Below are 18,681 nucleotides of genomic sequence, written 5' to 3'. Positions count from 1 at the left end.
CTCACGAGGTCGCCCTCACCACCAAAAATGACAACAAATCATGAGGCCAACATGCTTAAACACGCAGTCATTCCGTTAATTGTTAGCGCTGGCCTTATGGCCGCAGCTCCTTTCGCCCAAGCGGCGACTAACCTGGTGTTCTGCTCCGAAGGGAGCCCGGCCGGTTTTGATCCAGGCCAGTACACCACCGGAACAGACTTCGATGCCTCGGCCGAAACCATGTTCAACCGCCTGACCCAGTTTGAGCGCGGCGGCACCGCTGTGATTCCTGGGCTGGCCACCAGCTGGGACGTGTCTTCGGATGGCTTGACCTACACCTTCCACCTGCGTGATGGCGTCAAGTTCCACACCACCTCGTACTTCAAACCGACCCGTACCTTCAATGCCGATGACGTGCTGTTCACGTTCAACCGCATGATCAACAAGGACGATCCGTTCCGTAAGGCCTACCCCACCGAGTTCCCGTACTTCACGGACATGGGGATGGACACCAATATCAAGAACATCGAGAAAGTCGATGACCATACCGTCAAGTTCACCCTTGGCACCGTGGACGCCGCTTTCATCCAGAACCTGGCAATGAGCTTCGCTTCGATCCAGTCGGCTGAATACGCCGCCCAACTGTTGAAAGAAGGCAAGGCCGCGGACATCAACCAGAAGCCGGTCGGCACTGGCCCGTTCGTGTTCAAGAGCTATCAGAAAGACTCGAACATCCGTTACACCGGCAACAAAGACTACTGGAAACCTGAAGACGTGAAGATCGACAACCTGATCTTCGCCATCACTACCGACCCGTCGGTGCGTATCCAGAAGCTCAAGAAAAACGAATGCCAGATCACCCTGTTCCCACGTCCGGCCGACCTCAAGGCGCTGGGCGATGACAAGGACCTGAAACTGCCGCACCAAGCCGGTTTCAACCTGGGCTACATCGCCTACAACGTCATGGACAAGGTCAAGGGCAGCGACCAGCCTAACCCGCTGGCCGACCTGCGCGTACGCCAGGCGCTGGACATGTCGGTGAACAAGCAGCAGATCATCGACTCCGTGTACCAGGGCGCCGGCCAACTGGCCGTCAACGCCATGCCACCAACCCAATGGTCGTATGACACCACCATCAAGGACGCCAAGTACGACCCAGAGAAAGCCAAGTCGCTGCTCAAGGAAGCGGGCGTCAAGGAAGGGACTGAAATCGTTCTGTGGGCCATGCCGGTTCAGCGTCCGTACAACCCGAACGCCAAGCTGATGGCAGAAATGCTGCAGAACGACTGGAAGAGGATCGGTCTCAACGTGAAGATCACCAGCTACGAGTGGGGCGAGTACATCAAGCGCTCCAAAGGTGGCGAGAACCAGGCCATGATCATTGGCTGGAGTGGTGACAATGGTGACCCGGACAACTGGCTGAACGTGCTGTTCGGCTGCGACTCGCTGCAAGGCAACAACTTCTCCAAATGGTGCGACAAGAAATTCGACGGCATCGTAAAAGAAGCCAAGGCTACGTCGGACGTCGCCAAACGCACCGAGCTGTATAAGCAGGCGCAACATATCCTCAAAGATGCTGTCCCGATGACACCTATCGCGCACTCGACGGTGTATCAACCCATGCGTTCCACCGTGCAGGACTTCAAGATCAGCCCGTTTGGCTTGAACTCCTTCTACGGCGTGAGCGTCAGCGGCAAGTAAGGATCATTGACGGCGACGTTTCCTAACGTCGCCGTTATTGCATCCGCCTAGACCGTAGGAAACAGACCACGCTCGCAACCGTTGCGTCCTACAGCAATGAACTGCGATGCGTGACTCCGTTGCCTACAAGGTCAATCCGATTTGGTGCATTTACTGCCAGGTCCGCGACCCATAACGTCGTGGGACAGCAGAGGCAACCAGTTCGGAATGGCACTTGCTGCGTGTGGGATCAGTGATGTCACCCCGGTCAAACGCCAGGGTGATTGCTCGCTGATGACAACTACAATCAAGGATCGGGATCGTCATGCGCCATACCACCGTTCTATCCGCAATGTTTGCCACCAGCCTGCTGGCTGTGGCCACGATGGGCCACGCCGCCGACAAGCAGAGCCTGGTGTTCTGCTCGGAAGGCAGCCCGGCCGGTTTTGATACCGCGCAATACACCACCGCCACCGATAACGATGCAGCGGAGCCGCTGTATAACCGCCTGGTTGAGTTTGAAAAGGGCGAGACCGGTGTCGTACCTGCGCTGGCAACCAAATGGGATATTTCGCCAGATGGCCTGACCTACACCTTCCATTTGCGTGAGGGGGTGAAATTCCACAGCAACAAGGAATTCAAGCCAACGCGGGACTTCAACGCCGACGACGTGCTGTTCACCTTCAACCGCATGCTTGACCCCGACCATCCATTTCGCAAGGCCTACCCCACCGAGTTTCCGTACTTCAACGGGATGAGCCTGAACAAGAACATTGCCAAGGTCGCCAAAACCGACCCGCACACCGTGGTGATAACTCTGAACACGGTCGACGCTGCGTTTATCCAGAACATCGCCATGAGCTTCGCCGCGATCCTCTCGGCCGAGTACGCCGACCAGTTGCTCAAGGATGGCAAGCCGAGCGATATCAACCAGAAGCCGATCGGCACTGGCCCTTTCGTGTTCCAGCGTTATCAGAAAGATTCGCAGATCCGTTATGTGGCCAACAAACAGTACTGGGACCCGAGCAAGGTCAAGCTGGACCAGTTGATCTTCGCCATCAACACCGACGCCTCGGTGCGGGTGCAAAAGCTCAAGGCCGGCGAATGCCAGGTGACCCTGCATCCGCGCCCGGCTGACGTCGATGCCCTCAAGGCCGACCCGAACCTGCAACTGCTGACCAAGCCAGGTTTCAACCTTGGCTATATCGCCTACAACGTGCGCCACAAGCCCTTCGACCAGCTCGAAGTGCGCCAGGCGCTGGACATGGCGGTGAACAAGCAGAGCATCCTGAACGCCGTGTACCAGGGCGCCGGGCAATTGGCCGTCAATGCCATGCCACCGACGCAGTGGTCCTACGACGACAGCATCAAGGACGCTGCCTACAACCCGGAAAAAGCCAAGGAACTGCTCAAGGCCGCCGGCGTAAAAGAAGGCACCGAAATCACCCTGTGGGCGATGCCAGTACAACGTCCGTACAACCCCAACGCCAAGCTGATGGCCGAGATGCTGCAAAGCGACTGGGCCAAGATCGGCCTCAAGGTCAAGATCGTCAGCTACGAGTGGGGCGAGTACATCAAGCGCACCAAGAACGGTGAGCACGATGTGAGCCTGATCGGCTGGACCGGTGACAACGGTGACCCGGACAACTGGCTGGGCACCCTCTACAGCTGCGACGCCATCGGCGGGAACAACTACTCCATGTGGTGTGACCCGGCGTACGACAAGCTGATCAAGCAAGCCAAGGTCGTAACCGACCGCGAACAAAGGACTGTTCTATACAAACAGGCGCAGCAACTGCTCAAGCAGCAGGTGCCGATCACGCCTGTCGCCCACTCGACGGTCAACCAGCCGTTAAGCGCCAAAGTCGAAGGTTTCAAAGTGAGCCCCTTCGGCCGCAACGTGTTCTCGGGCGTCAGTATCACCCCATAAGAAAATAACCGGATTGCGCAGGGCGGATAACGCCTTGCTGCAAACGCGCGGCCTTTTGTTGGGAATTTTCCTACGCCAAACGTTTGCAAGGGCTTGAACGAGTTACACACCCAATAGCCGGATCACCAAAAAAGACCGGCATTAAAAAGAGAACCAAAGGAGCTTCATCAATGAAACTGAGCAGCAAAGCGCTTCTGGCCTTGGCCATCAGCAGCATCACGGCCACCGCCTACGCTGAATCCGCCAGCCAGGACTTCGTTCCTACCACATTGGCCGGTTCCAGTGCCCAAAGCGAGGCCAAGGGCTTTATCGACGGTCAAAGCCTGGGCGGTACAACCCGTAACTGGTACTCCAACGAAATGAAGTTTCGTGGCCAGAAGTTCGGCTACTACAAAACCGCCGAAGATAAAGCCAACGACGTAAGCACCCGTGTTTCACGCCGTTACAACTGGGCCCAGGGCACCATCCTCAACTACACCTCGGGCTTCACCCAAGGCACCGTTGGCGTCAGCACCGAAGTAGCGGCCTACAACTACATCGCACTTGACCGCGACCAGAAAGACATCGCCGGCGGCTCCAACCGCACCCTGGCTCACTCCTTCGGCGACGCAGTAGGCCAGTGGAGCAAACTGGGCCTGGCCAACGTCAAGTTCCGTGTTTCAAACACCACCTTGACCGCCGGCCGCCAGAACTTCAGCAGCGGTATCGTCGACACCATCGGCAACCGTGCCCTGCCTTCGAGCTTCGAAGGTGTGAGCTTCAACAGCGAAGAGTTCAGCAACCTGTCGTTCCAGGGCGGTATCTTCGATCGCGTTTCGCCGCGTACCGAACAGAGCCTGTCGAAATTCCGCTCTGAATACGGCAATGGCCAGGAAACCGACAAGGTCAAGACCCTGGGCTTCAACTACCAGCCGTTCAAGAGCCTGAAAACCAGCGTGTTCGCCGCCAACGTCGAAGACTTCTGGAACCAGTACTACTTCGGCGCGACCCACGAACTGGGTGATGCACAGACCCTGGCACTGACCACCGGCCTGAACTACTACAAGACCACCGATACCGGCAGCAAGAAGATGGGCAACATCGACAACGATACTTACTCGTTGTCCTTGGGTCTGACCCACCAGGCGCACACCCTGACCTTCTCCTACCAGGAAGTGAACGGTGACGAGTACTTCGACTACCTGCACGAAACCAACGGCATCTACCTGGCCAACTCCCTGACCTCGGACTTCAACAGCCCGAACGAGAAGTCGTTCCAGATCGCCTACGCCATCAACATGGCCGAATACGGCGTGCCAGGCCTGAAGTTCAACGTCTACTCGGCGCGCGGCTGGGGCATCGACGGTACTCACTACAATGGCACCGCTTACGGCGAAGCCGGCGCATCGCGCAGTGACCTGCGCCTGATGGATAGCGAGAAGCACCAGGAATACGGTGTTGGCACGTCCTACGCGATTCAGAGCGGCCCGCTCAAGGCCACCACTATCCGGGGCACCTACGTGACTCACCGCGCCAGCGCCCAACAGGCTGACGGCAACATCAAAGAGTTCCGCCTGGTCACCACCATCCCGTTCAACATTCTTTAATCAGCGCCAGGTAGACGGCGGGCTCAGGACGAGCCCGCCGTCTACGCTTGTCTGGTCCCATCGATTGCAGAGGGCTTCGAATGAAATTGCTCCCACTACAAGCCGCCATGGCTGCCGCGCTGTTGAGCGTGGCGATCGGCGTTTCGGCCAAACCACTGGTGGTCTGCACCGAAGCCAGCCCGGAAGGTTTCGACCCGGTCCTGTACACCACGGCCGTGACCGCTGATGCCGCTGCCGAAACCATGTTCAACCGTCTGGTGGACTTCAAGCCCGGCACCACCGAAGTGGTTCCGGCACTGGCCAAGGACCTGCCTGAAATCAGCGCCGATGGCCTGACGTACACTTTTCACCTGCGTGACGACATCAAGTTCCACACCACCGACTACTTCAAACCCACGCGCAACCTGAATGCCGAGGACGTGCTTTGGAGCTTCCAGCGCCAGCTGGACCCGAATCACCCGTGGCATAACAAGTCCCTCGTGGGCTACCCGTACTTTGAAAGCATGGGCTTCAAGGAACTGCTCAAGAGCGTAGAAAAGACCGACGATCACACCGTCGTCTTCACCCTGACCCGTCCTGAAGCACCGTTTTTGGCCGACCTGGGCATGGCATTCTCTTCCATCCATTCGAAGGAATACGCCGACAAATTGCTCGCATCCGGCAAGACCGAAGACCTCAACGCCAAGCCCATCGGCACCGGCCCGTTCGTCTTCACCCGTTATCAGAAAGACGCCCAGGCGCGGTTCAAGGCCAACCCCGACTACTTTCGTGGCAAACCGCAGGTAGACCCGCTGATCCTGGCGATCTCAACCGATAACAACGTGCGCCTGCAGAAGCTCAAGGCCAACGAATGTCAGATCGCGTTGTTCCCCAAGCCGGATGACATCCCAAGCATCAAGAAAGACCCGAACCTGAAAGTCGATGAACTGGCGGCGATGACCACCAGTTACACCGCGCTGAACACCACCCACAAATACATGAGCGATGCGCGGGTGCGTCACGCGATCAACATCGCCTTCGACAAGGCTGGCTACACCGAAGCCCTGTTCGGCAAAGGCAATGCGGTAGTGGGCACCGGCCCTTATCCGCCGACCTTGCTGGGCTTCAGCGACAAGCTGAAGAACCCACCCCGTGACCTGGACAAGGCCCGCGCCCTGCTCAAGGAAGCTGGCGTACCGGAAGGCACTGAGTTCACCTTGTTCACCCGTAACGGTGGCGGCCCGACCAACCCTAACCCGATGCTCGGCGCCCAGCGCATGCAGGCGGATCTGGCGCAGATCGGCCTGAAGGTGAATATCAAAGTCATGGAATGGGGCGAAATGCTCAAGCGTGCTAAAAACGGCGAGCACGACATGGTTTCCGCTGGCTGGGTCGGTGATAACGGCGACCCGGACAACTTCCTGACGCCAAACCTGAGTTGCGATGCAGCGAAAAACGGCGAAAACTACGCCCGCTGGTGTAACAAAGAGTTTCAAGACTTGATCGACAAGGCGCGCGCCATCGCTGAACCCGCCCAACGCGCTGCACTCTATGAACAAGCACAGGACGTTTTCGATAAGGACCAACCATGGCTTCCCATGGCTTATCCGAAACTGTTCACCGCCATGCGCAAGAACGTAGAAGGCTTCACTCAAAGCCCTCTGGGTACAAATAACTTCGCCACCACCCAGGTGAAGTAAATAAGAGAAACGCTCGGCACCGTCGACATTGGCGGTGCCGAACCTGCCTAACCGGCTGATTGAGGTACACGACAAGATGTTTAGTTTTATTGCCCGCCGACTGGGGTTACTGATCCCCACGTTTTTCGGCATCACGTTGCTCACGTTTGCGTTGATTCGCATGATCCCTGGCGACCCCGTCGAAGTCATGATGGGCGAGCGGCGCGTCGACCCCGAGATGCACGCACAGGCAATGGAACGCCTTGGCCTTAACAAGCCGCTGTATGCGCAATACCTGGATTACGTAGGCAAACTGGCCCAGGGTGACCTGGGCGAATCGCTGCGTACCCGCACCAGCGTGTGGACTGAATTCACCGCCCTCTTCCCGGCGACCCTGGAACTGTCCATGGCCGCCCTGTTGTTCGCCGGTATCCTGGGCCTGTTGGCCGGGGTGATCGCGGCACTCAAGCGAGGATCCCTGTTCGACCATGGGGTGATGGGCATCTCCCTGGCGGGGTATTCGATGCCGATCTTCTGGTGGGGCCTGATCCTGATCATGTTCTTCTCGGTCAGCCTGGGCTGGACCCCGGTTTCCGGGCGGATCGACCTGCTCTACGACATCGAGCCGCGCACCGGCTTCATGCTGATCGACACCCTGCTGGCTGACGAGCCGGAAGCGTTCTTCGACGCCCTGCACCACCTGATCCTGCCGGCCATCGTGCTCGGCACCATTCCGTTGGCCGTGATCGCGCGGATGACCCGTTCGTCGATGCTCGAAGTCTTGCGTGAAGACTACATCCGCACCGCCAAGGCCAAAGGCCTGTCGCCGGCGCGCGTGGTGTTCGTGCACGGCCTGCGTAACGCGCTGATCCCGGTACTCACTGTGGTCGGCCTGCAAGTCGGCACGCTGCTGGCCGGTGCGGTTTTGACCGAGACCATCTTCTCCTGGCCCGGCATCGGCAAATGGCTGATCGAAGCCATTGGCGCGCGGGACTACCCGGTGGTGCAAAACGGCATCCTGCTGATCGCCTGCCTGGTGATCCTGGTGAACTTCGTGGTGGATATCCTCTACGGCTTCGCCAACCCACGCATCCGTCACCAGCGCTGAGATCATGACCATGACCACACCTACTCCAGTGTCAGCAGTCGATCAAAGCCTGCTGTACCCGTCCCCGTACAAAGAATTCTGGCAAGCCTTTTCCAAGAACAAAGGCGCGGTTGCCGGCCTGTTGTTCATGGTGCTGATCGTGTTCTGCGCGATCTTCGCCCCCTGGGTTGCACCGCATAACCCGAGCGAGCAATACCGCGATTTCCTGCTGACCCCGCCGTCGTGGCTGGAAGGCGGGCAGATCCAGTTCCTGCTCGGCACCGACGAACTGGGCCGTGACTTGCTCTCACGCCTGATCCAGGGCTCGCGCCTGTCGCTGCTGATCGGCTTGTCGTCGGTGGTGATGTCGCTGATTCCGGGCATCCTGCTGGGCCTGTTCGCCGGGTTCTTCCCGCGTTTGCTTGGCCCGACCATCATGCGTCTGATGGACATCATGCTGGCCCTGCCTTCGCTGCTGCTGGCCGTGGCCATCGTCGCAATCCTCGGCCCTGGCCTGATCAACACGGTGATCGCCATCGCGATCGTGTCGTTGCCGTCCTATGTCCGTCTGACCCGCGCTGCGGTGATGGGCGAGCTGAACCGTGACTACGTGACCGCCGCCCGCCTCGCCGGTGCCGGCCTGCCACGCCTGATGTTCATCACCGTGCTGCCCAACTGCATGGCGCCGCTGATCGTTCAGGCCACCTTGAGCTTCTCCTCGGCGATCCTCGATGCCGCGGCCCTGGGCTTCCTTGGCCTTGGCGTACAACCGCCAACCCCGGAGTGGGGCACCATGCTGGCTTCGGCCCGTGACTACATCGAACGCGCCTGGTGGGTGGTAAGCCTGCCGGGTTTGACCATTTTGCTCAGCGTGCTGGCAATCAACTTGATGGGCGACGGCCTGCGCGATGCGCTGGACCCGAAACTCAAGAACGCCGCCTGAGGAGATTCCCATGTCACTGTTAGAAATCAAGAATCTCAACGTGCGCTTCGGCGACAAGACCGCCGTTCCGGTGGTCGATGGCCTCGACATTTCGGTCGACAAAGGCGAAGTCCTGGCAATCGTTGGCGAGTCGGGCTCGGGTAAATCCGTGACCATGATGGCGCTGATGGGCCTGATCGAGCACCCCGGCATCGTCACCGCCGACGCGCTGAACTTCGACGGCAAGAACATGCTCAAGCTGAGCAACCGCCAGCGCCGCCAGATCGTCGGCAAAGACCTGGCGATGGTGTTCCAGGACCCGATGACCGCGCTGAACCCCAGCTACACCGTGGGTTTCCAGATTGAAGAAGTGCTGCGCCTGCACCTGAAGATGTCCGGCAAACAAGCGCGCAAGCGTGCCATCGAGCTGTTGGAAAAGGTTGAAATCCCCGGCGCTGCCAGCCGTATGGATGCCTACCCGCACCAACTGTCCGGCGGTATGAGCCAGCGCGTGGCAATCGCCATGGCGATTGCCGGCGAGCCGAAACTGCTGATCGCGGATGAGCCGACCACCGCACTGGACGTGACCATCCAGGCGCAGATCATGGAACTGCTGCTGGCCCTGCAGAAAGAACAGAACATGGGCCTGGTGCTGATCACTCACGACCTTGCAGTCGTGGCGGAAACCGCCCAGCGCGTGTGCGTGATGTACGCCGGCCAAGCGGTTGAAGTCGGCCAGGTGCCGCAGTTGTTCGACATTCCGGCGCATCCGTACAGCGAAGCACTGCTCAAGGCGATTCCGGAACATAGCCTGGGCGCCACGCGCCTGGCCACGCTGCCGGGTATCGTGCCGGGCCGTTATGACCGTCCACAGGGTTGCCTGCTGTCGCCACGTTGCCCGTACGTGCAGGACTCCTGCCGTGCCCAGCGTCCGGGGCTTGATCCCAAAACCAACAGCCTCGCGCGCTGCTTCTACCCCTTGAACCAGGAGGTGGCGTAATGGCCGTCGTTCTTACCGCCCGCGACCTGACCCGTCACTACGAAGTGTCCCGTGGCCTGTTCAAGGGCCATGCGTTGGTGCGTGCACTCAATGGCGTGTCCTTTGAGCTGGAAGCCGGCAAGACCCTCGCCGTTGTAGGCGAGTCGGGTTGCGGCAAATCCACCTTGGCCCGTGCGCTCACATTGATTGAAGAGCCGTCTTCCGGCTCCTTGAAAATCGCCGGCCAGGAAGTCGCTGGCGCGGACAAGGCCCAGCGCAAACAATTGCGCAAAGACGTGCAGATGGTGTTCCAGAGCCCGTACGCCTCGTTGAACCCTCGGCAGAAAGTCGGTGATCAACTCGGCGAGCCGCTGCTGATCAACACCAACCTGTCCGCTGCTGAACGCCGCGAGAAAGTGCAGGCGATGATGAAGCAAGTGGGCCTGCGCCCCGAGCATTATCAGCGCTACCCGCACATGTTCTCCGGCGGCCAGCGCCAACGGATCGCCCTGGCCCGGGCGATGATGCTGCAACCCAAAGTGCTGGTGGCGGATGAACCCACCTCGGCACTGGACGTGTCGATCCAGGCCCAGGTGCTCAACCTGTTCATGGACCTGCAGCAGGAATTCAATACGGCTTACGTGTTCATCTCCCACAACCTGGCGGTGGTGCAACACGTCGCCGATGACGTGATGGTGATGTACCTCGGCCGTCCGGTGGAAGTCGGTCCCAAGGAAGACATCTACGCCCGTCCGCTGCACCCCTACACCCAGGCGCTGCTGTCGGCCACCCCGACCATCCACCCGGACCCGAACAAGCCGAAGATCAAGATCGTCGGCGAACTGCCCAACCCGCTGAACCCGCCGCCGGGGTGCGCCTTCCACAAGCGCTGCCCGTACGCGACCGCACGGTGCAGCACCGAGGAGCCGCAACTGCGCGCCTTGGATAACCGCCAGGTGGCTTGCCACTACGCGGAGCAGTTCGTGGCGTGACATCGCAACAAAAATGCCCTGGGTGATCAAGCCCAGGGCATTGCCTGTGTTCTACAGCCCTTCCCATCAGGTTGCGCATCAGCCTGGCGGGAGGGGCTTTCTTTTGGGCGAAGCCTACGTCTGGCTATCGCCTTCGGCGTCCGGATCATCGCTGTCCGGTTCGTCGGTGGTGGAGTCATCATCACCCTCGCTGCCGCCCTGGTCCTTATCGCCAGGTTCCGCCTCGGACTTCGCCAGTTGCAGATCCTGGCTATGCCCCGACGACACAACACCGCTCTGCACCGGGTTATGCGCCCAGGCCGACGACATTCCCAACGACAACAACACCATCACTTTTATCAACAACACAACACGTTGAAAAATACTCATGGTTGATTCCGTCCCGTCAGTAGGTAGGTCCCACGCGACAGCCGTTCACCGCCGCCAGCGTTGACGCTAGCCCCGATGCCGGGTTTACGCCAGGCGTCAGGTTTCGCCGTCGTCGTAGGTTTCACTGTCCTCGCCATCGTTGTAGGGGTTTTCCTGGTCTTCCTTCGGGGCGGGCTGGGCTTGCGGTTTCCAGCTGCCGGAGTTGACCTCTTGCTGTTTTTTCTTGGTGACCGGGCCGGTGTCTTTCCATTGCGGCGCTCCAGCGCCCGCCAGTGCCGGGACCGTGGTCAGCCCCAGACTGGCTAACAGCATCCAGCAGATGACGCGTTTGACACTAGGCACAGCGCTTTCCTTTTCAGTCAGTGGATAAATCCTGCACCCAAAAAACTAGACCCGATACGTCACTCTCGCCACAAAAAAGGGCGAAGCCATAACAGCTTCGCCCTTTTCTTTACCGCTCAGACCTTAATGGTGCTCGCGGGTCGCACGGAATTTCACATCCGGCCAGCGCTCTTCCATCAGCGCCAGGTTAACCCGTGTCGGCGCCAGGTAGGTCAGGTGACCACCGCCGTCCACCGCGAGGTTTTCCACAGCCTTGTTGGAGAACTCTTCCAACTTCTTCTTATCGCTGCAATCGATCCAGCGCGCGGAGTACACGGTGATCGGCTCGTAGGAGCACTCAACCTTGTATTCCTCTTTCAAGCGGCTGGCGACCACATCGAACTGCAGCACACCGACGGCGCCGAGGATGATGTCGTTGCTGCGCTCGGGGAAGAACACCTGGGTGGCGCCCTCTTCCGCCAGTTGCTGCAAGCCTTGGCGCAGTTGCTTGGATTTGAGCGGATCACGCAGGCGGACGCGGCGGAACAGTTCCGGCGCGAAGTGCGGGATACCGGTGAAGCCCAGGGCTTCGCCTTCGGTGAAGGTGTCGCCGATCTGGATGGTGCCGTGGTTGTGTAGGCCGATGATGTCGCCGGCGTAGGCTTCTTCGAGCTGTTCACGCTCGGAGGAGAAGAACGTCAGGGCGTCGCCGATGCGGACGTCCTTGCCGGTACGCACGTGGCGCATCTTCATGCCTTTTTCGTATTTGCCGGAGCAGATGCGCATGAAGGCGATGCGGTCGCGGTGTTTTGGGTCCATGTTCGCCTGGATCTTGAACACGAAGCCGGTGAATTTCTCTTCGACCGGTTCCACGGTGCGTTCGTTGGCGACACGGGCCAGTGGGCGCGGGGCCCAATCCACCACGGCGTCGAGCACATGGTCAACGCCGAAGTTGCCCAGGGCGGTACCGAAGAACACTGGGGTCAGATGACCGTCGAGGAATTCCTGCTGGTTGAACTCATGGCAGGCGCCCTGCACCAGTTCCAGCTGGTCGACAAAACGATCGTACTCGTCACCCAAATGGGCGCGTGCTTCATCGGAGTCGAGTTTCTCGATGATCTTGGTTTCGGTGCGCTCATGACCGTGGCCGGCGGTGTAGACAATGATGTAGTCCTCCGCCAGGTGGTACACGCCCTTGAAGTCGCGGTAGCAACCGATCGGCCAGGTGATCGGCGCGGCCTTGATCTTCAGCACGGCTTCGATTTCGTCCAACAGCTCGATCGGGTCGCGAATATCGCGGTCGAGTTTGTTGATAAAGCTGACGATCGGCGTGTCACGCAGACGGCACACGTCCATCAGCGCGATGGTCCGTGGCTCAACGCCTTTACCGCCGTCGAGGACCATCAGCGCAGAGTCCACCGCGGTCAGGGTGCGATAGGTGTCTTCGGAGAAGTCTTCGTGGCCCGGGGTGTCGAGCAGGTTGACCATGTGGTCGCGATACGGGAACTGCATGACCGACGTGGTAATGGAAATACCCCGTTGTTTTTCCATTTCCATCCAGTCGGAGGTGGCATGGCGGTCGGATTTGCGGGATTTCACCGTGCCGGCCACCGCGATTGCCTTGCCCATCAGCAAGAGTTTCTCGGTGATGGTGGTTTTACCGGCATCGGGGTGGGAAATAATGGCGAAAGTGCGGCGTTTCGCGACTTCGGCGGCCTGGTGGGTCATGGGAAATCGCCTGGCAGGTGAGTCAAAAAAGGGCGGCGAGTATAGCGCAAACCCCAGGGGCCGGACCACCGTTCACCCGATTAGGGGTGGCTAAATGCTGCCAAGTATGGAACCTTTTAAAAGGTCGAGACGTCCACTCCCCTGCTACCGCACTCGGAACAGGGGCTGATAAATCAGCAAGTTAGCCTGACGAGGCTGCGCTCATGGCTCGGATCTTTACCGCGTTGCCGGTATCGACGAGCTGCATTTCGCGACCACATTCGCCGACAGCCAGGAATGGCATTGCCGCTCGGAAATGTGGACGCCGACAGAAGAAAAAAGGAGTCCGCCTGTGGCTATTCGCTATGGCAAAGGGCTGATAGGAGGTGCGGTTGTCGTCGCGCTCCTGGCCCTGCTGGTCCACTGGATCGGCATCAACACGATCGAACTGTACCGCGACGATTTGTTGTTTTACCTGCAAGCACACCTGATCCTCGTTCTAGTCTCCATGCTGGCCGCCCTTGTTGTGGGCATCCCCGCCGGTATCCTGCTCAGCCGACCGCACATGGTCGGGCGCGCAGAACGCTTCATGCAGATCTTCAACATCGGCAACACCGTCCCTCCCCTGGCCGTACTGGCCATCGCCCTCGGCGTCCTTGGTATCGGCAGCGGCCCGGCGATCTTCGCGCTGTTCCTCGCCTCCCTCCTGCCCATCGTGCGCAACACCTACGAAGGCCTGAAAAACGTTCAAGGCTCGCTGAAAGAAGCTGCCACCGGCATTGGCATGACGCCACGCCAGGTGCTGTTTCGCGTGGAATTGCCCAACGCCGTGCCGATCATCATCGGTGGCGTGCGCGTGGCCCTGGCGATCAACGTCGGCACCGCGCCGCTGGCCTTCCTGATCGGCGCCAACAGCCTGGGCAGCCTGATCTTCCCCGGCATCGCCCTGAACAATCAGCCGCAATTGCTGCTCGGCGCCGCGTGTACCGCGTTGCTGGCCTTGCTGCTTGACGGTCTGGTGACCCTGGCCAGCCGCCTCTGGCTGGAACGCGGGCTGCGTGCGTCTTAAGGAACCGACATGAAAAAACTGACCTTGATATTGAGCTGCGTCCTGCTGTGTGCAGGCATTGCGCAAGCCGCCGAAAAACCCGTGATCCGCATCGGCGCCCGGGTATTCACCGAACAGACCCTGCTGGCCGAAATCACCTCCCAGTACCTGCGCACCAAGGGCTATGACACCCGCGTGACCGGCGGCCTGGGCAGCAACCTGGCGCGCAGTGCCCAGGAAAGTGGGCAACTGGACCTGATCTGGGAATACACCGGCGTGTCGCTGGTGGCCTACAACCACGTCGACGAGAAACTCGACAGCGAACAGTCCTACGCTCGGGTGAAAGAACTCGACGCGAAAAAAGGCCTGGTCTGGCTCTCACCGTCGCGCTTCAGCAACACCTACGCCCTGGCGCTGCCGGAGAAGGTTGCGGCTGAGCATCCCGAAATCAACAGCATCAGCGACCTGACCCAGGCCGTCGCGCAAGATGCCAAGAGCAACCGCCTGGTGGCCCTGGACACCGAGTTCGCCAACCGTTCCGACGGCCTGGCCGGTATGGTCAAGCTGTACGACATGAACCTCACGCGCAAAAACACCCGGCAGATGGACGCCGGCCTGGTCTACACCGCGCTGCGTAATGGCCAGGTGTTTGCCGGTCTGGTCTACACCACCGACGGTCGCCTGAACGCCTTCAAACTGAAGCTGCTGGCAGACGACAAGCACTACTTCCCGGACTACACCGCCGCGCCCGTGGTGCGTCAGGTGTATCTCGACGCGCACCCGGAACTGGCCGCTGACCTCAAGCCATTGGCCGAGCTGTTCGACGACGAAACCATGCGCCAGTTGAACGCGCGGGTCGACGTCGACCATGAAAGCCCCTCCGCGGTTGCCGCCGACTTCCTGCGCCAACATCCGATCAACTAATAAGAGGAGAAGACATGGAATTCCTGAACGCCTTTTCCCATCTTGATTGGGCCCAAGTCCTACAACTGACCGGGCAGCACATCACCCTGGTCGGTATCGCCGTGATCCTCGCGATCCTGATCGGTGTGCCCCTGGGCATCCTGATGACGCGCTTCCCGACGCTCGCAGGCCCGCTGCAAGCCAGCGCCACGGTGCTGCTGACCGTGCCGTCCATCGCCCTGTTCGGCCTGCTGCTGCCGTTCTACTCCAAGTTCGGCCAGGGCCTGGGGCCAATGCCGGCGATCACCGCCGTGTTCCTCTACTCCCTGCTGCCGATCATGCGTAACACCTACCTCGCCCTCACCGGCGTGGAACCGGGTATTCGCGAAGCCGCACGCGGCATCGGCATGACCTTCGGCCAGCGCCTGCGCATGGTCGAGTTGCCCATCGCCGTGCCGGTGATCCTCGCCGGTGTGCGCACCGCCGTGGTGATGAATATTGGTGTGATGACCATCGCCGCCACCATCGGCGCCGGTGGCCTGGGTGTACTTATTCTGGCTTCCATCAGCCGCAGCGACATGTCGATGCTGATCGTCGGCGCCGTGCTGGTCAGTCTCCTGGCCATTTTTGCCGACCTGCTCTTGCAATGGCTGCAACGCTCGCTGACTCCAAAAGGATTGCTCAAATGATCGAACTTCAAAACCTGTCCAAGACCTTCCAAAGCAACGGCAAGACTGTCACGGCCGTGAACGATGTAAGCCTGACCGTCAATGAAGGCGAGATTTGCGTGTTCCTCGGCCCGTCGGGCTGCGGCAAAAGCACCACGCTGAAGATGATCAACCGCCTGATCAAGCCGACCTCGGGCAAGATCCTGATCAACGGCGAAGACACCACCGACCTCGACGAAGTGACCCTGCGTCGCAACATCGGTTATGTGATCCAGCAGATCGGCCTGTTCCCGAACATGACCATCGAGGAAAACATCGTGGTCGTGCCGAAATTGCTCGGCTGGGACAAGCAAAAATGCCATGACCGCGCCCGCGAGTTGATGAGCATGATCAAGCTGGAACCCAAGCAATACCTGCATCGCTACCCGCGTGAATTGTCGGGCGGCCAACAACAACGGATCGGCGTGATCCGCGCCCTGGCGGCCGACGCGCCGTTGCTGTTGATGGATGAACCGTTCGGCGCGGTCGACCCGATCAACCGCGAAATGATCCAGAACGAATTCTTCGAGATGCAGCGTGCGCTGAACAAGACCGTGATCATGGTCAGCCACGACATCGACGAAGCAATCAAGCTGGGCGACAAGATCGCGATCTTCCGTGCCGGCAAGCTGCTGCAGATCGATCATCCGGACACCCTGCTGGCGCACCCGGCCGACGAGTTTGTCAGCAACTTCGTGGGCCAGGACAGCACCCTCAAGCGCCTGTTGCTGGTGAAGGCCGAAGACGCGGCGGACAATGCCCCTTCGGTGAGCCCGGAAACGCCAGTGGCGGACGCGCTGGAGCTGATGGACGAGCATGACCGTCGCTACGTGGTGGTCACCTGTGCCGAGAACAAGGCGCTGGGTTATGTACGACGTCGCGACCTGCACCGTCAGACCGGCACCTGCGGCCAGTACCTGCGCGAGTTCAACGCCACGGCGGCTTATGACGAGCATTTGCGCATCCTGCTGTCGCGCATGTACGAGTTCAACCGTTCGTGGTTGCCGGTGATGGATGCGGAGCGGGTGTTCCTCGGTGAGGTGACGCAGGAGTCGATTGCCGAGTACTTGAGCTCGGGTAAGTCCCGAGGTGGCAAGACCAGTATCGTTTCGCCTGCCGAGACAGCACTCGCCTGAGTTGACACCACGCGGTTAAAACTGTGGGAGCGGGCTTGCTCGCGAATGCGGTCTGTCAGTTGTAGTTGCTGTGACTGACACTCCGCTTTCGCGAGCAAGCCCGCTCCCACATTTGGATCTCTGGTGTGTCAGTTAATACCCTCAATTCCCCACATCCGGGGAACATCATTCCGTCACACCTGTCGGTTACATAAGTAGCTGCACGGGTTCGCGCGACGAACGCGTGCAAAAACGCGACATTTTTAGTTGATCTCAAGCCCCTCACGCCCTAAAGTTCGCGCCGAACGTCCATGCTGGAAACGATCCATCCGGCTCAAGTACTGACGACGAGACAGCAAGGCCAAGGGAAGCGGTTATTCCCATGGCCTTTTTGCTTTCGGCGACATGCCTTGGGAAGTAGGCGAACCAAAGTGGGGATACGGAGGACGTTCATTTGCACCCATTGATCAATTTAGTTTGCCCTTAGGAGTTCCCAGCATGTCGATCAACGTCGAAGATTATTTCGCGCGCGCCACTTTTGACAAAATGAAGGCGTTCGCCGACAAGCAAGAAACCCCGTTCGTGGTGATCGACACCGCGATGATCAGCCAGGCCTACGATGACCTGCGCGCCGGTTTCGAATTCGCCAAGGTGTATTACGCGGTCAAGGCCAACCCGGCTGTCGAGATCATCGACCTGCTCAAAGAGAAAGGTTCGAGCTTCGACATCGCCTCGATCTACGAGCTGGATAAAGTGATGGACCGTGGCGTCAGCGCCGACCGCATCAGCTACGGCAACACCATCAAGAAGTCCAAGGACATCCGCTACTTCTACGAGAAAGGCGTGCGCCTGTTCTCCACCGACTCCGAAGCCGACCTGCGCAACATCGCCAAGGCCGCGCCGGGTTCGAAAGTGTATGTGCGTATCCTCACCGAAGGCTCGACCACGGCTGACTGGCCTTTGTCGCGCAAATTCGGCTGCCAGACCGACATGGCCATGGACCTGCTGATCCTGGCCCGTGACCTGGGCCTGGTGCCTTACGGCATCTCGTTCCACGTGGGTTCGCAACAGCGCGACATCAGCGTGTGGGACGCGGCGATCGCCAAGGTCAAAGTGATCTTCGAACGCCTGAAAGAAGAAGACGGCATCCACCTCAAGCTGATCAACATGGGTGGCGGCTTCCCGGCCAACTACATAACCCGCACCAACAGCCTGGAAACCTACGCTGAAGAAATCATCCGTTTCCTCAAGGAAGACTTCGGCGACGACCTGCCGGAAATCATCCTGGAGCCGGGCCGTTCGTTGATTGCCAACGCCGGTATCCTGGTCAGCGAAGTGGTGCTGGTGGCGCGTAAATCCCGTACCGCCGTCGAGCGTTGGGTGTATACGGATGTGGGCAAGTTCTCCGGCCTGATCGAAACCATGGACGAAGCCATCAAGTTCCCGATCTGGACCGAGAAGAAAGGCGAGATGGAAGAAGTGGTCATTGCCGGCCCAACCTGCGACAGCGCCGACATCATGTACGAGAACTACAAGTACGGCCTGCCGCTGAACCTGGCGATTGGTGATCGTCTGTACTGGTTGTCGACCGGTGCCTACACCACCAGCTACAGCGCAGTTGAGTTCAATGGCTTTCCGCCACTGAAATCCTTCTACGTATAAAACGGCTGCAGCTAAAAAACCCATGACAATTCATGG

The 18,681-nt window shown here is 59.5% G+C and carries 16 protein-coding genes; 13 read left to right on the top strand and 3 right to left on the bottom strand.

Features of this window, described 5'->3' with window-relative positions; all coding sequences use genetic code 11:
• The first annotated feature begins 51 nt into the window (after positions 1-51).
• The 8 genes from AYR47_RS11455 to AYR47_RS11420 all read left to right on the top strand — a co-directional run bounded on the left by AYR47_RS11455 (position 52) and on the right by AYR47_RS11420 (position 10,813).
• Positions 52-1,680, top strand: coding sequence for an ABC transporter substrate-binding protein (locus AYR47_RS11455; RefSeq protein WP_033903374.1), 1,629 nt, complete (start codon positions 52-54; stop codon positions 1,678-1,680).
• 331 nt (positions 1,681-2,011) lie between these two features.
• Positions 2,012-3,589, top strand: coding sequence for an ABC transporter substrate-binding protein (locus tag AYR47_RS11450; RefSeq protein WP_420492063.1), 1,578 nt, complete (start codon positions 2,012-2,014; stop codon positions 3,587-3,589).
• Positions 3,590-3,759: 170 nt separating this feature from the next.
• Positions 3,760-5,175, top strand: a complete 1,416-nt coding sequence (locus AYR47_RS11445; protein WP_061435307.1) for an OprD family outer membrane porin — start codon at positions 3,760-3,762, stop codon at positions 5,173-5,175.
• Positions 5,176-5,255: 80 nt separating this feature from the next.
• The gene (locus AYR47_RS11440) at positions 5,256-6,854 is read left to right on the top strand and encodes an ABC transporter substrate-binding protein (RefSeq protein WP_061435305.1); all 1,599 of its coding nucleotides are present in this window, start codon (positions 5,256-5,258) and stop codon (positions 6,852-6,854) included.
• A gap of 76 nt (positions 6,855-6,930) precedes the next feature.
• Complete coding sequence (locus AYR47_RS11435) at positions 6,931-7,941, top strand: ABC transporter permease subunit (protein WP_016976247.1); 1,011 nt, start codon at positions 6,931-6,933, stop codon at positions 7,939-7,941.
• 10 nt (positions 7,942-7,951) lie between these two features.
• A complete protein-coding gene (locus tag AYR47_RS11430; protein WP_033903370.1) occupies positions 7,952-8,863 on the top strand; it encodes an ABC transporter permease subunit in 912 nt (303 codons plus the stop codon).
• Between the two features lie 10 nt (positions 8,864-8,873).
• On the top strand, positions 8,874-9,842 hold the full coding sequence (locus AYR47_RS11425; protein ID WP_061435304.1) for an ABC transporter ATP-binding protein: 969 nt from the start codon (positions 8,874-8,876) through the stop codon (positions 9,840-9,842).
• Complete coding sequence (locus tag AYR47_RS11420; protein WP_016976250.1) at positions 9,842-10,813, top strand: peptide ABC transporter ATP-binding protein; 972 nt, start codon at positions 9,842-9,844, stop codon at positions 10,811-10,813. The genes AYR47_RS11425 and AYR47_RS11420 overlap by 1 nt, the downstream gene beginning before the upstream one ends.
• 114 nt (positions 10,814-10,927) lie before the next feature.
• Here AYR47_RS11420 and AYR47_RS11415 read toward each other — a convergent pair whose 3' ends face one another.
• From AYR47_RS11415 to AYR47_RS11405, 3 genes are all read right to left on the bottom strand, one after another.
• Positions 10,928-11,182, bottom strand: a complete 255-nt coding sequence (locus tag AYR47_RS11415) for a hypothetical protein (protein ID WP_033903368.1) — start codon at positions 11,180-11,182, stop codon at positions 10,928-10,930.
• 96 nt (positions 11,183-11,278) lie between these two features.
• Positions 11,279-11,524: a hypothetical protein gene (locus AYR47_RS11410; protein WP_033903367.1), complete on the bottom strand. Its 246-nt coding sequence runs from the start codon at positions 11,522-11,524 to the stop codon at positions 11,279-11,281.
• Positions 11,525-11,647: 123 nt separating this feature from the next.
• Entirely contained in the window at positions 11,648-13,231 is a 1,584-nt protein-coding gene (locus AYR47_RS11405; RefSeq protein WP_061435302.1) for a peptide chain release factor 3, read from the bottom strand.
• Positions 13,232-13,562: 331 nt separating this feature from the next.
• Between AYR47_RS11405 and AYR47_RS11400 the strand changes: the two genes are divergently transcribed.
• The 5 genes from AYR47_RS11400 (at position 13,563) to AYR47_RS11380 (ending at position 18,645) form a co-directional block, all read left to right on the top strand.
• Positions 13,563-14,279, top strand: coding sequence for an ABC transporter permease (locus AYR47_RS11400; protein WP_033903365.1), 717 nt, complete (start codon positions 13,563-13,565; stop codon positions 14,277-14,279).
• Between the two features lie 9 nt (positions 14,280-14,288).
• Positions 14,289-15,182 (top strand): glycine betaine ABC transporter substrate-binding protein, encoded by an 894-nt coding sequence (locus tag AYR47_RS11395; protein ID WP_033903364.1) that lies wholly within the window; start codon positions 14,289-14,291, stop codon positions 15,180-15,182.
• Between the two features lie 14 nt (positions 15,183-15,196).
• Positions 15,197-15,850, top strand: coding sequence for an ABC transporter permease (locus AYR47_RS11390; protein WP_010213201.1), 654 nt, complete (start codon positions 15,197-15,199; stop codon positions 15,848-15,850).
• Positions 15,847-17,004 carry an osmoprotectant ABC transporter ATP-binding protein OsmV gene (locus AYR47_RS11385; RefSeq protein WP_003171711.1) on the top strand — a complete coding sequence of 386 codons (1,158 nt, stop codon included), beginning with the start codon at positions 15,847-15,849 and terminating at the stop codon, positions 17,002-17,004. The genes AYR47_RS11390 and AYR47_RS11385 overlap by 4 nt, the downstream gene beginning before the upstream one ends.
• A gap of 477 nt (positions 17,005-17,481) precedes the next feature.
• Positions 17,482-18,645 carry a type III PLP-dependent enzyme gene (locus AYR47_RS11380; RefSeq protein WP_010213203.1) on the top strand — a complete coding sequence of 388 codons (1,164 nt, stop codon included), beginning with the start codon at positions 17,482-17,484 and terminating at the stop codon, positions 18,643-18,645.
• Positions 18,646-18,681: the final 36 nt, after the last annotated feature.

Origin of the sequence: Pseudomonas azotoformans (assembly GCF_001579805.1) — a bacterium.
Lineage (GTDB): Bacteria > Pseudomonadota > Gammaproteobacteria > Pseudomonadales > Pseudomonadaceae > Aquipseudomonas > Aquipseudomonas azotoformans_A.
Note: the sequence above shows the minus strand (reverse complement) of the source record. Positions and strands in the feature narration are given on the sequence as shown.